We start from the raw sequence: 14,358 nt of genomic DNA on the forward strand, positions 1-14,358 counted from the left end.
TATCGAAGGGCTCGAGGGCTGGCTTGAAGCTGTAGATCGCAGAACGACTCAGATCGGCATCATCGGCCTTGGGTACGTGGGACTGCCGCTGACACTTCTCTTCAGCGAAGAAAAATTCCGCGTCACCGGCTTCGACATCGATCTCACCAAGGTAGAGAGCCTGAACGACGGGCGCTCCTACATCCATCGCATCGAGCGTGACCACATCCGCGCCGCACAACGCTCCGGTTTCCGCGCCACGTCGAACTTCGCCGAGATCGCTGCCATGGACGCCATCCTCATCTGCGTCCCGACCCCGCTCAACGAAGACCATACGCCCGACATGAGCTATGTCACCTCGACCATCGAGGCCATTGCTCCGCATCTGCGTCCCGGTCAGCTCGTCGTGCTTGAGAGCACCACCTACCCCGGCACCACCGAAGAGATCATCGTCGAGGCCATCAACCGGCATGGCAAGCGTCAGGGCGTCAAAGTTCTCGTCAACAATCCGATGCCCGTAGGTGTCGAAGGCGAAGCCAATGAGATTCCCGACGCGCTGAACGGCGTCATGGTCGCCTTCTCGCCCGAGCGCGAAGATCCCGGCAACATGATCACCCCGCGCCGCGAGATTCCGAAGGTCATCGGCGGCGTCGACGCGCGCGCTACAACGGCAGCCGCCGCACTCTACGGCAGCATCTTCACCAGAACGGTCAGGGTCTCCACGCCTGCTGCCGCCGAGATGACCAAGCTGCTCGAAAACATCTACCGCTCGGTCAACATCGCACTCGTCAACGAGATGAAGCAGCTGTGCCTGAAGATGGGCATCGATATCTGGGAGGTCATCGAGGCGGCCAGCACCAAGCCCTTCGGCTTCCAGGCCTTCTACCCCGGCCCCGGCGTCGGCGGACACTGTATTCCGGTCGATCCCTTCTACCTCAACTGGAAGGCCAGGCAGTTCGGTTTCCAGGCCAGGTTCATCGAGCTGGCTGGCGAGATCAACGAAGCCATGCCCGGCTACGTCGTGCAGACGACATCGCGTGCTCTCGCGCGCAAGGGCAAGACACTCCGCGGAGCCAAAGTGCTTGTACTCGGCCTCGCCTACAAGCGCGACGTCGACGACCTGCGCGAATCACCCGCGCTTCAAATCATCGAGTTGCTGCGTCACGAAGGAGCCGAGGTCGCCTACAACGATCCCTTCTTCGAAACCGTAGGCCACGGACGCCATTACCACCTCGATCTGCACTCCACGCCGCTCGACCGCGTCGGCGAATTCGACTGCGTCATCGTCCACACCGACCACTCGCTCTATGACTTCGCCGAAATCGTCGAACAGGCTAAGCTCGTCATCGACACCCGCAACGCAACCGGAGCCATCGAGTCCTCCAAGATCGTCCGCTGCTAGCTCACCTGATGTTTTGAACAAGAAGGCACAGCTTCGGCTGTGCCTTCTTACTGCACAATCAGTGTCAGATTCACCGTACGAGTCAGACCGGCACTCGTCGCAGTCACCGTCATGTTATAGGTCCCTGCCGGAGTCACAACTCCTCCTCCGCCCGATCCCGGCCCGGTGCGCGAGGGAATCAGCCTCCCCGCCCCGCATCCATTCGCCGCCAGCACAGCGCACAACGCAAGCACCGACACGATCCTCCTGCGCCGCATGGCAAACACGCCGGCCGGAAGCAGTAAGACAGCCCACCCCATCTCCCCGCTTCTGCGAACCGCAGCGTTCGTCGTCCCTGTCAGCACGGTCACCGCCACGGTCGTCGCATTGCCGTCAATCGCCATCGTCGCGGGTGTAATCCTGCAGCTCGCGTTCTGGGGTGCGCCACTGCACGTCAACGCAGCACTCTGCCCCGCAACCGCAGCCCCTGAAGTAAACAGCAGCGGAAACACCGCATTCTGCCCGCTCGCGATCGTCGCGGTCGTCGATCCATTCCCCTCCAGCCGAAAGTCCACACCGGGCCCGGCAAGCGAAAGCGTATGCGGAGAATTCGGCGCATTCGACGCTACTGTCAGCGCGCCGTTACGTGTTCCCGACACGCCTGGAGCAAATGCAATCTGCAACGAGCACGCTGCGCCCGCTGCCACCGTGCTTCCGCACGTATTCGATCCCGGCACCACAACGAAGTCGCCACTGATCGCCAGCGTCGACAAAGCCAGCGGCACGCCGCCGTTGTTCGTCAGCGTCACCGCCTGCGGGGCCGAGCTCAACCCCACGCCTGTCGCCGGAAACGTCAGCCCAAACAACGGCGACAGCGAAACCCCCGCCGGAGCCACACCCGTACCTGCGAGCGCCACCGTCTGTGTGCGGTACTGATCGCTCACCGTCAGCACGCCGCTCGCCAGCCCCAGCGACTTCGGCTGAAAGACCACCATCACCGCACACGTAGAGTGAGCCGCCAGCGAGTTGCCGCACGCATTCGTCGCTGCAAAGTCGCCCGTCGTCTGCGCGGCAATCAGCGTCAGCGCCACATCGCCGGTATTCGTCAGCGTCACCTGCTGCACCGCGCTCGTCGTGCCCAGGGCCTGCGCTGCAAACGTCAACGACATCGGCGCAAGCGCATCCGTGGCAGGCAGCACCGCACCGCCGCTCAGCGTTGCCGTCAGCGGACCGCCGTTGCCCGCAATGCTGAACGTCCCCGTTCGCGCACCCGAGGTCTTCGGCGTAAACGCAATTGCCACGGTGCAGCCCGCGCTTGCTCCCAGTGTCGAGCTGCACGTATTCGCTGTAATCGCAAAATCACCCGTTACCGAGGCCGCTCCCAACGCGATGGTCGAGCCGCCCGTGTTTGACACGGTGATATTCTCCGCCGCGCTCGTCGCGTTGACCGCCGTCTGCGGAAAGCTCAGTGCCACCGGAGTCAGCACCACCGCGCCCGCCGTTGTCGCCGTGCCGCTCAGCGCAACCGTCCCCTGGCCTCCCGCAACATTCGCATACACCGTCATCGTCGAGGACCGCGCTCCCGCCGCCGCGGGAACAAACATCACGCTGATGCTGCAGCTTTGCCCCGCCGCGATACTCGCGCCTACACAGGTATCCGTCTCGGTAAACTCCGCCTGCGGCCCGAGCGGCAGCTGTGTTGCCGAGATCGCAATCTGGCTCACTCGCAACGAAGCCAGACCCGTATTCGTCACCGCTACGATTTGCGCCGCGCTCTGCGTCGCCACCGCCTGGCTGAAAAAACTTAGCGCAGTCGGCGAAATCGTCATCAGAGGCTGCGCCGCGCTCGATGCCGTCAGCAGCGGAATCTGCCACACGCCACGTCCATACGTTCCTACACGCAACTCGCCCGCGCGCCCATCGCCGGTCGGCATCGCAGCGGCCGCAATCAGCGTGGTAGCAGGAGCATTCGGCAGGCCCGTCCCCAACACGCTCCAGCAGTTCGTCGTCTCACAGCTTGTAATCTGCGTTGTTGCATATACGCCTCCATCCGTCGCCACATACACCGTGTTGGCATCGTTTGGGTCAACCGCAACAGCATTCGCTGGCACATTCTGCAGATTGCGTGTCACATCGCTCCAGCTCGCGCCTGCATTCGTCGACCGATATACATGCGCACTGTTGAAGCCTCGGATCGTCGCATACACCGTGCGTCCCGTCGCGTCGTGCGGATCGACGAAGATCGACGAGACGTCATACCCATAGGGATTGAACGCAGGCGTCACTCCCGGCGTCGTCACTGGCGAGCTCGTCACATCGCTCCACGTACTGTTTCCTGTTGTTGTACCCGCGGCCTGGGTTACGAAGAGATGGCCGCCCGCGCTCGCCCCGCCCGTCAACGTTCCGGCAAGCCCTGCGTAGATCACCTGCGACCCCGCATTCTGCGCGCTCGTCGCACCCGAAGCAGCTCCACCAGCGGCGACAGACCGCACCACACCATTCGCCGCCGTACATGCCGAAGACTGCGGACCGCTCAACATGCTGCTGATCGCATTCGCCGTCGACCACTGTGTCCCATCGTTTCCCGGGCCGCGCCATACGCGGCACGTGCCGACGATGGCATTTGAAGTCAGAACAGGGTCCAGCAGCCACGGCGTCTGAATCAGCGTCAGGTCGCGTGACACCTGCGCCGGCCCAATCGTCGGCGTACCCGCAAAGTCTGCCGCCGTACACGAGCCTCCGTTCGCGCACCGGCGAAGACTTACACCTGCCGCCGTTGTCACATACCAGAGCGCAGGATTCGCCGGATCAATAGCAACATTGCCGCCCTCGCCCGTTGCAAGCTGCGTCCATACCGTCGAACCGTCTGTCGCTGCACTCGTCGTTCCCGCCGTACCGTTCGCACCCATGCCTGCAAGCAACGTTGCTGCATCCGTCGGATGATGCGCCAGGCTCTGCACCTGTGCCAGCGAGCCAAGCGCAGCGTTCAGATTGTCGAAGTGTGTCGCATCATCCGCCGAACACGGCGTCGCCTGCTGATTCACGCCATCGGTCGAGCGCCAGATCCCGCCATCGTTGCCGATCAGCAATGTCGGTTGCCCCGCCGTAGCGATCGCCGCAATCGCATGTTGGGCAGGTGCCACCCGCGCTGGAGCGACGCACCCATTCAACGCATTCGTCGCGTTGCGCATCGTCGAGCATCCCGCCGTCAGACTGCAGCGGTACAGATCCACCGTACCCGCATAAATCAGTGTGTCGGCCCCCGCAGCCGCTGCGGCCAGCGAAAGGTTGTAGTCTCCCTGCGCAATCGCCGTGCTCCCGCCGCCAACTTCAAGCGAGCTGCCACCCAGCCTCTGAGCGAAGGCCACATTCGCTGCGCACACACTCCCCGTCGCGCTGCATGCATCGCGCCACAGGCCCTGATCGCGATTGTTGATGTCTACCGTCAGTGCGTACGTATCACCGCTCATCGGCTCAACTGCCAGCGCACCACGAAAGATCGGGCAGCCGGTCGATCCTTGCAGGTCGGTATTCGCAGGACACGCCGCTGTCGTCAATCCTGCTCCCGGCTGCTGCGCCAGACGTGTCCACGTCACGCCATCGGCAGACTCGTAATACCCATGAAAACGTATCGCCGCATAAAACCGTTGTCGCACCGGGTTCCACACCACCGCCGTCGCCGCATTGCCTCCGTGGTTCCCGCCATTCAGCAACGGACGCTGCACATACTGGCCCGCATCCATCACCGTGCTCATCCGCCACGTCACGCCATAATCGGTCGAGTAGTACAGGCCCATCACACTGTTCGTTGGATCGGCTGCGCCCGTCAGCACGCCCAGCGCCGACTGCGACACGGCCGCAACGACCGTTCCTGGCGTCGCTGTGCTCCACGACAGCCCGGCAAACGCCAGCCCGGCAAAGCTGTGTGTGCCGTTCGCGCCATCCTGCGAGCTGCGCGTTAGTGTCCACGTCAGCCCAGCGTCGGCCGAGCGCAGCAACCCCTCGCCGGAGTACGAATCCGTCGCATCGTTCGGATCGCCCGTTCCCGCCAGCACAATATTGTTCTGCGCCGACAGCGCGCCAATCGACAGTGAAGGGACCGCCGCACTGCGCGCATTCGCGCTAAACACCGGAAGTGTATCTGTCAGAGGAACAAATGCGACCGACCCAGCCGCCGCGCGCGCGTTCGTCGACTTCCACACGCCGCCGCCTGTCGTTCCCACATAAACCGTATTGCCCGTCGCATCGACAGGATCGACGGCAATCGCCGTCACGCGCCCCGTCACCTTGCCGTAGGATGCAGTCGCAACCTGCGCCGGACCCAGCGGCTGCCACGCCGCATTCAATCCCGTCTGCTGCGCCGTCATCGCCTGCGGAAGAAGCAGCATCGCCGCCGTCACAAGACGTATATGCACCGCGACGAGTTGCCGAAAGAAACGATGGCCCATAAGGCGTGCTTGCTGCTCTACGCAGACACCTGCTCTTGATGCTCATCGGTCACACTGCCTCAAGTCAATGACGCATCCGTGCGAAGTATGCATCCAGTATCGGAAAAGGATAAGAACGCTCTAATTTTTCTTACGCCGCGCGTCCCGCAGCAGCACCCGAAGCCCACGCCCACTGAAAGTTATACCCACCCAGCCAGCCCGTCACATCCACCACCTCGCCGATGAAGTACAGCCCCGGCACTTTCCTGCTCTCCATCGTTGCTGCATGCAGCTCATCGGTGCTCACGCCACCGGCCGTCACCTCAGCCTTCGCATAGCCCTCCGTCCCTACGGGCACCACGCGCCACGTATGCAACCCACGCTCGAACTCCTCCAGCGCAGCATTCGTCCAGCCCTTCGGAGGCATTGCCGCAACCCATCGCTCCGCCAGCCGCCCTGGCAGCACCGCACGCAACGCCGCCACAGCTGCACCCGCATCGCGCCGTGCGTTCTTCTCCAGCAGCGGACGCACCACACCCACGCGATCGGGAGTCATATCCAGCTCGATCGCTGTCCCCGGCATCCAGTACGACGAGGCCTGCAGTATCGCCGGACCGCTCAGCCCGCGATGCGTCACCAGCATCTTCTCCCGGAACCGCACCGCGCGCTTCGCCCCCGTCGCCCTCGTCGCGCCAGCCGTCACTTCCGCCGCCGCCACAACCTCCGTCGAGACACCCGACAGATCGCACCACCGCACCCGATCGTCTTCGCTCAGGACCAAGGGCACCAGCGCCGGCCTGCAAGCCACAACCCGCAATCCGAACTGCTCCGCCAGCCGATAGCCGAAGTCCGTCGCGCCCATCTTCGGGATCGAAAGGCCACCCGTGGCCACCACAACCGAAGCCGCGGCAAAACCTCCCGCACTCGTCTCCACCACGAACCGAGCCGCGCCGCGACTCTGCGTCTTCACGCTCTCAATTACCGCGCGCGTCACAATCCGCACCCCAGCCGCCGCGCACTCGCTCTCCAGCATCTTCACGATGTCCTGCGCCGAGCGATCGCAGAACAGCTGCCCCAGCGTCTTCTCGTGGTACGGAATCACGTGCTTCTCCACCAGGGCAATGATCTCTGCCGGAGCGAACCCCGCCAGCGCCGACTTCGCAAAATGCGGGTTCGACGACAGAAAATTCTCCGCCCGCGCATTCATATTCGTGAAGTTACACCGCCCGCCACCCGAAATCAGGATCTTCTTCCCAATCCGCTCCGCATGGTCCAGCACCACCACGCGGCGGCCCCGGCGGCCGGCTTCAATCGCGCACATCAGCCCGGCAGCGCCTGCTCCCAGCACAACCACATCCAACGTCTGCACGCACACTCCCTGCCGCAATCCTATCAATCTGCTGCAACTTCCGCGCCATTGTTGCCAAATCGGCACTCGCCTTAAATCGTGTGATAGCACGCGGCGCGGCCTCTATACGAGGGCTGCGTCTGCCAGGAGATGGTCTCTTGCTGAATAAAAACTTCCGGCTCGCTTCGGTCCTGTCGATCGCTGGCGCTGCCCTTGCGGTTCTCTCTGTCACGGGATGCAGCATGCAGTCCAGCGCACCGGCATCCTCCGTTGCCGGCTCCAACTTCAGCGGACAGATCATGGGAGGCGGCCAGCCCATCGCCAACGCCAACCTCCAGCTCTACGCCCCGTCCACCAACGGATACGGCGCAGCCTCCGCCCCGCTCTTCACCCGCGGCGTCACCTCCGACGCCAACGGACGCTTCAACTTCACCGGCGCCTACACCTGCCCGTCGCCCTCCACCCCCGTCTACCTCACCATTACCGGAGGCAACCCCGGCCTGCCCGCAGGAACCAACAACACCGCGCTTGCGCTGATGGGTCTGCTCGGCTACTGCGGCGATCTCACGCCCTCCAGCTTCTTTGTGATTAACGAGGTCACCACCGTCGCCGCTGTCTGGGCTCTCTCGCCCTTCATGCTCGACTACGCCCACATCGGCACCAGCTCAACCAACGTGCAGGGACTCAGCAACGCCTTCGCCACCGCGCAGCTTCTCGTTGATATCCGCACCGGCCGCGCACCTGGCTCCGCTCCCTCCATCGCACTCGTACCCACGGCCGAGATCAACACCCTCGGAGCCATCCTCGCCTCCTGCGTCAACTCCAACGGCAGCACCTCCCCCTCCGCCGGTTGCGGACGCCTCTTTACCGCCGCCACCCCCTTCGGCGGCCACACGCCCACCGACACCATCGCCGCTGCGCTCGCCATCGCGCGCAACCCCGGCAATAATGTCAACGCACTCTTCAACCGCGCCTCTACCATTGGCAGCTTCACCCCGCTGCTGGCCTACGCTCCCCCCGACTGGACCATCTCCCTCGACTTCGTCGCCCCCGACTTCCAGCAGCCCTACGATCTCGCCATCGACTCCCAGGGCAACGCCTGGGTACTCGCACAGGGCACGACCTCACCCGGCTCGTCGAATATCAGCGTCCTCTCCAGCACCTCCGGCGTCATCGGCTCCTATCCGCAAAACGGAGCCGCCTACGGCCACATGGCCATCGACCCCTACGACGGCCCCTGGCTCACCAACAATGCCTACAACTCCGTCGCCCGCCTCGGCAGCTCCGGCGGAGTCGCCTCCGGCAACTACAACAGCGGCGGCATCGTCGGTCCTGGTCCCATCGCCTTCGACGGATACGGCAACGTCTGGGTCGGCAACAACAATGCCACCGTCACCAAGCTCAACGCCAGCGGCTCGTCTGGCATCAACTTCCCCACCAACGGTGCCTCTGCCGCCGTCGATATCGCCCTCGATCCCTTCGGTGCCATCTGGATGACCGACAGCGGAGCCGATCAGGTTGAAGTGCTCTCCAACAACGGAGCCGCCGGCACCGGCTCGCCCTACTCCGGCGCCGGGTTGAGCGGCCCCTTCGGCATCGCCGTCGATTCCTCCGGCGGAGCCTGGGTCGCCAACAACACCGCTAACAGTCTGAGCCACCTCACCGGATCGGGCACTGCCGTCGCCGGCAGCCCCTACTCCGGCGCAGGCCTCAGCAGTCCCGTCGATCTTCAGGTCGATGGACTCGGCAACGTCTGGGTCGTCAACACCGGCAACAGCTCCGTCTCAGAGTTCCTCAATACCGGCATCGCCCAGTCCGGCGGAGCAGGCTACGGCAGCTCCATGCTCTACAACCCCTTCCGCGCCGCGATCGACAAATCCGGCAACGTCTGGGTCGCCAACCTCGGAACTACCACGGCAGGAACGGGCATGATCACCGAGATCGTCGGAGCCGCAGCCCCGGTCGTCACCCCGGCCTCGGTCGCCATCCGCAACAACGCACTCAACCAGCGCCCCTGAAAATTACAACCCATCAAAGAGAAAAGGCGCTCCTCGTTGGAGCGCCTTTTCTCTCACAACGCTCCCGGTAACCCTCACTGCGTCATAACCTTGTCAAGCCCAAAAACCCCACAACTCACACATTCCAAAGCAGATCCCGATTGCCGATTGACCCCATCCAATTTGCTAAACTTTAAACATAGCTGAAAAAAGACCAGCCTCCGGCCCAAATTCGGAGGCTAATTCTTTTTGCATCAATACTTTGCCGTCAAACCCCGCGTTTTTTCAGGACTTAGCTTAGGGACCGTGCCCCTAAGATTCATGTTCTGAATACTTTGCGCAAAAACGATGGGGGTGGGGGTAGGGACTATGCGACGATGAAGAGATGTCACGAGAGCGAAAAGAGCGACAGCCGCAAACCGTCGCAGGACAGTCCCACGGCCCCGCCGTCTCCATCACCCGCCGCGCCGCCGAAAGGCTCCGTGCCGGTCACCTCTGGGTCTATCGCTCCGACGCCGAAACCCTCATCCCCCGCGAGGGAGAGGATGCCATCGCGCCCGGCGTGCTCGTCACCGTCGTCGACAGCCGTGGCATCCCGCTTGGCTCCGGCCTCTACAGTTCGGCCTCGCAGATCGCCGTCCGCATGGTCAGCACGCAGCCCGCGCTCAGCCGCGAGACATATCTCGTCGACGTCGCCGAGCGCTTGAACGCTGCCCTCGACCTCCGCGAGGCGTTGGCCCCATCCAGCCAGCAAAACGACTCCGCAAGGCTCGTCTTCGCCGAAGCCGATGCACTGCCCGGCATCGTTGCCGACCGCTACAACGACCTCATCATCCTGCAGCTTCTCGCGCAAGGCACCGCGCAGCCCGACCTCCGCGCAACCTTCACGCAGGTCGTTCGAGAACGCTTCGGCTCCAGCGTCCATACCATCGTCGAGCGGCCCGACCCGCGCATCCGCGAGCTTGAAGAGCTGGAATCTCCTTCATCCGAGCCGCTGTATCAACAAAGCCCCGAAGCGAAGCTCGCCACTATCTTCACCATCAACAATCTCCGCTTTCACTACGACGCCAGCGCAGGACAGAAAACCGGAGCCTTCCTCGATCAACGCCTCAACTACGCTGCCGCGGCAGCGCACGCGCACGGCGTTGCACTCGACATCTGCACCTATCAAGGCGGCTTCGCGCTGCACCTGGCACAAAACTGCGATCGAGTCACTGGAGTCGATGTCAGCCGCGCCGCACTCGAAGTGGCCGACCGCAATCTGGAACTCAACGCTCCTAAACTGCGCGCCGAAGTCGACTGGATCGAGGCCGACGCCTTCGAGCTGCTGCGCGAATACGACGCAACCAGCCAGCGCTTCGATACGATCGTGCTCGACCCTCCCGCCTTCGCTAAATCGAAACGCGCCGTTGAAGGCGCGCTGCGCGGCTATAAGGAGATGAACCTGCGCGCTCTGCGCATGCTTCGCGCTGGAGGAAAGCTCATTACCTGCTCCTGCTCGCACCACGTCGCACGCGAAGAGTTCGTCGCTGCCACCGCCGCAGCCGCAGCCGACGCAGGACGCCGCGTGCAGGTGCTCGAAACCCGCGCTGCCGCACCCGATCATCCCGAGATCCTGACGCTCCCCGAGACTGCTTACCTAAAGTGCCTGATCTGTCGCGTGGCGTAAACCGATCTAAAAACCCGAAAGTTAAAAAGAAAAGGGCCTCGCAAGCGAGGCCCTTCAGTATTTCCATCACACAGCTAGAAGACGAACGCGCCCTGGAAGGTGATCTGCCGAGGCGTAGCCACTTCGTACCCGCCAAAGGTTCCAATCTGGCTGGTGAAGCGACTGCCGGTGCCTGTGATACTTCCAGTGGGGTTGACGAACTGTGCGTGGTTGAACAGGTTGGAGACCTGGGTGATGAAGTTGAACTTCACGCGCTCGGTGATCGGAGTGCTCTTGATGATCGAGACGTGCGTCTGATATAGATTTTGACCTGTCAGGCTGTTCGGCAGTGCATTGCCGAAGGTTCCCTGCTGTGGAACAGCGAAAGCACATGGGTTGAACCATAGCCCGATTGTGTGAGGCGTTTGCCCGGGAGGAGGTGTGCAGGAGGGGTTATTAGCAACGGGGCCAGGGGCGAAGGGATCACCTACCCGATCCGGCAATCCTGTCGTGGTGTTGGTGTGTGAGGGGTCGGAGCCCGTGAACGATGGCGAAAACCAGGTGCCCGACGCCAGGTAGGTGATTACGTTGGTCGACCAGCCGCCCGCGACACGGTCCGTTATTCCTCCGGCTCCGTTCAGATACCGTTTGCCATGGCCGAATGGAAGCGAATAGGACAGTGTGCTCGAGCTGTAGTGCCGACGTGTCAGGCCATCGTTCGCATAACGGGCCAGCAGGTTGTATGGGTTCTCCGTGTTCAGGAAGTTTGCCTGGCTGCTCGACAAGGAATAGTTGGCGGTGAAGGTAAACGAGCCGACACGGCGGCGCACGTCGAACTGCAGGCCGTTATAGTTCGCGCTGCCATTGTAGCGGACCATCGTTGCCGATACGAATTGAGGATAAGGATTGCGCGCTGCCGTCCAAGCCGTTGTGCTGGGCGTGGGCTTATTGATGTTGACTGAATAGTTCAGGCCCGTGCTCCTGGAGCCGACATACGAGACCCGGAAACCGATATTGTGCATCTCTATCTCGTAGGTCGCACTGAATTGATGGATATGGCCATGATTGGTCTGGAGCGGGTAGCCCAGGATGCTCTGACTGGGAGCCGACGTCGTACCGTTGACTGGGTAAGGGTTCGGGAAGGAAAATGCGCTTCCAGTTGAGTTGTTGATGTAGGTCTCGCTGATCGAGAACGGCCCGGTCGATCCCAGCTGCGGATTGATCGGGAGGAAGTTGTTGAATGTATTGGAAGCGCCCAGACGCGAGATATAGAGGCCATAGCCTCCACGCAGGACGGAATGGCTCGTTATTTGATAGGCCGCACCAATACGAGGAGCGACGTTGGTTTTGTCAACCAGAGCCCGCACACTGCCGGACTGAACCGTGATCGTCTTGGGATAGAACGGGCTTACCTTCGCAATTCCACCTGGATCGACAATGACGTTTCCTGTTGTTGGGTCGAAGTTATACATCAGGTGATCGCTTGCGGTTGGCGTGCCGTAGATATCCCAACGCAGTCCGTAGTCAATGTTCAGCTTGGGCGAGATCTTGAACGAGTCCTGCGCGAACAGGCCGTATTCGTTCAGAGTCAGTGTGCGGCCGCTGAGCGGATTCGTGCGCTGGCTTTGCTGAGGAAGACCAAGCAGAAAATCAGCATAGGTCGAATCAGGAGTACCTTGCGCACCTGGTTTCGTGACGGAGCCATTAAAGCTAAACGCTCCGTAGTCATTGACGAAGCCGTAGTAATTGCTGAAGTGGACTGCCGAGCCGCCAAACTTCAGCACATGGCGTCCCTTTTGCCAGGTGAGCGTGTCTGCGAACGTCGTAATGTGGTTGTCCGCTTTGACGCCTCCGGCAACGTTCGTCAAAGCGGTGAAACCTGAACCGCCAAAGGAGATGCTGGGGAATCCCTGTCCCTTGCTGTTGCTAGGATTCGATCCCTGCAGTCCGGTGGTGGCCAGCACCTGCGCGCCATCTGGAGGTGTTTGCCCGGCGTTGGTCTGGCCATCCACCATGTAGTCCGTGGAATAGCCGAAGCGGAACTCATTGACCATCTGAGACGTGAACAGGTGCGTATCGCCCGCGGCCCACTGCTGGTGACGACGGTTGCGGGTCCACACCAGGATAGGAAGACCGTTGTTCAGCACGTAAGGCGTCTGACGCATCAGCCAGCGGACGAAGAAGGAGTTGTTCTTGGTCAACTGATGGTCGATGCGGGCCATCGGCCAGTCGCCGCGGTATAGGTCGGTGTTGAAGGGGAACTGAAAGGCGTAATTGTTTGCCTGACTTGTTGCCGGACCGTTATTCGGGGCTGGAATGTAGTTGTCCTGAAAGGCCTTGGCCACCGGACTGATGCGTGAGGCCGGGATGGTGTTATTGGGGAACTGCTGACCGGTCTGTGGGTCGATGATAGGTGTTGAGAAGACCCCGGAGCGCATCGCCATCGTGGGAACGTTTGCCAGCGACTGGTAGCCCAGCGGAATCTTCTGTGCGAACCACTGGCCGTAGAAGAAGGTGCGGTCGCGCCAGATGTAGCCTCCGCCCTCAAGATTCCATTCGTGCTGTAGGTAAGGGCTTTTGACGGTGGTGAAGTAGCCGCGCGCGTTGAAGACCGAGTCGTAGATGCGATAGCTGGCGCTGCCGTGGAACTTGTTGGTGCCGCGCTTAGTGACCAGGTTGATCTGCACGGGAACGGCGCTCTCTGCCGGAGCGTTGAAGAGCGAGGCTGAGACCTGCTCGAAGAAGTTTGCGTTGTTGCTCTGGTTACCCTGCAGGTCGTTGGCGATGCCGTCGAAGGTCTGCGACTGTTGCTGCTGTGATTGGCCGTTCGCAATGGGAGAGCCTGTGCCGCCCTGCACGCCGGCGAGCGTCGTCAGCATGCCATAGATCGCAGGGTAGATCATGACCTGCGGCGATTCGTCGTGCTGCTTCATCGTGAACAGCCCGCTGAGTGTCGGCGATTCAGTTGAGATGACGGCAGCGCCCGCCGAGACGGTGACCTCGTCCGTCGTTGCGCCGAGTGCCAGCGATGGATTCACGCGGCGCACCTGGCCGCTGTCAAGGATGATGTTCTGCGCCACAAACTGCTTGAAGCCCTGTGCGCTGCAACGAAGCTCGTAGGTACCGGGCTTCAGTTCGCTGAGTTCGAAGTCGCCGTTGTCGTTCGAGGTGGCCTCGCGGACCTTCTGGCCGGTCAGGGGCTCGTAGAGCTCGACCTTTGCCTTGGACACGACGCTGCCGGTTGCGTCCATCACCGTGCCGCGCAAGGTAGCGTTTACAGCCTGGGATCTTCCTGGAAGTGTGGATGCAAAGAAAAGGAGAGCTACGAGCAGGAATCGAAACACAAACCTGCTGCCTGAGGACTGGGAGACGTGGCAAAAACGGGGAGCGTTGAGACAGGACATAGCGTGACCTCTCAAAAGGGAAAGCTTTTCTGACGTGTGGAGAGAGTATTGATTACGTTTTGGATGTTAATCAACTATTTTTTGTAATTTTTTTTATCTTTATTAAAGATTTGTGCTCGCCCAGGCACTTAAACGCTTCAAAAAGGTGGTCAAACCCAGGTTGTTTTTGAGGGG

The 14,358-nt window shown here is 61.7% G+C and carries 6 protein-coding genes; 3 read left to right on the forward strand and 3 right to left on the reverse strand.

The window, feature by feature from the left end:
* The first annotated feature begins 1 nt into the window (after window position 1).
* Window positions 2-1,381: a nucleotide sugar dehydrogenase gene (locus tag KFE13_RS10840; protein WP_260706940.1), complete on the forward strand. Its 1,380-nt coding sequence runs from the start codon at window positions 2-4 to the stop codon at window positions 1,379-1,381.
* Window positions 1,382-1,428: 47 nt separating this feature from the next.
* Here the strand turns inward: KFE13_RS10840 and KFE13_RS10845 are convergent, their stop codons facing one another.
* Together KFE13_RS10845 and KFE13_RS10850 are read right to left on the reverse strand one after the other, a co-directional pair.
* Entirely contained in the window at window positions 1,429-5,808 is a 4,380-nt protein-coding gene (locus KFE13_RS10845) for a choice-of-anchor D domain-containing protein (RefSeq protein ID WP_260703140.1), read from the reverse strand.
* A gap of 130 nt (window positions 5,809-5,938) precedes the next feature.
* Entirely contained in the window at window positions 5,939-7,156 is a 1,218-nt protein-coding gene (locus tag KFE13_RS10850) for a BaiN/RdsA family NAD(P)/FAD-dependent oxidoreductase (protein ID WP_260703141.1), read from the reverse strand.
* Between the two features lie 137 nt (window positions 7,157-7,293).
* Here KFE13_RS10850 and KFE13_RS10855 point away from each other — a divergent pair, with 137 nt between their 5' ends.
* Window positions 7,294-9,153 carry an NHL repeat-containing protein gene (locus KFE13_RS10855; protein ID WP_260703142.1) on the forward strand — a complete coding sequence of 620 codons (1,860 nt, stop codon included), beginning with the start codon at window positions 7,294-7,296 and terminating at the stop codon, window positions 9,151-9,153.
* A 364-nt stretch (window positions 9,154-9,517) separates the two neighbouring features.
* Entirely contained in the window at window positions 9,518-10,801 is a 1,284-nt protein-coding gene (locus KFE13_RS10860) for a class I SAM-dependent rRNA methyltransferase (protein ID WP_260703143.1), read from the forward strand.
* Window positions 10,802-10,875: 74 nt separating this feature from the next.
* On the opposite strand, the gene KFE13_RS10865 is transcribed toward KFE13_RS10860, so the two are convergent.
* On the reverse strand, window positions 10,876-14,124 hold the full coding sequence (locus KFE13_RS10865) for a TonB-dependent receptor (RefSeq protein ID WP_260703144.1): 3,249 nt from the start codon (window positions 14,122-14,124) through the stop codon (window positions 10,876-10,878).
* Window positions 14,125-14,358: the final 234 nt, after the last annotated feature.

The organism is Edaphobacter flagellatus (assembly GCF_025264665.1).
GTDB classification, from domain to species: Bacteria; Acidobacteriota; Terriglobia; order Terriglobales; family Acidobacteriaceae; genus Edaphobacter; species Edaphobacter flagellatus.

Coding starts and splice junctions, on each gene's coding strand:
- KFE13_RS10860 (WP_260703143.1), top strand. CDS start 9,518: ATGTCACGAGAGCGAAAAGAGCGACAGCCGCAAACCGTCGCAGGACAG.
- KFE13_RS10845 (WP_260703140.1), bottom strand. CDS start 5,808: ATGGGCCATCGTTTCTTTCGGCAACTCGTCGCGGTGCATATACGTCTT.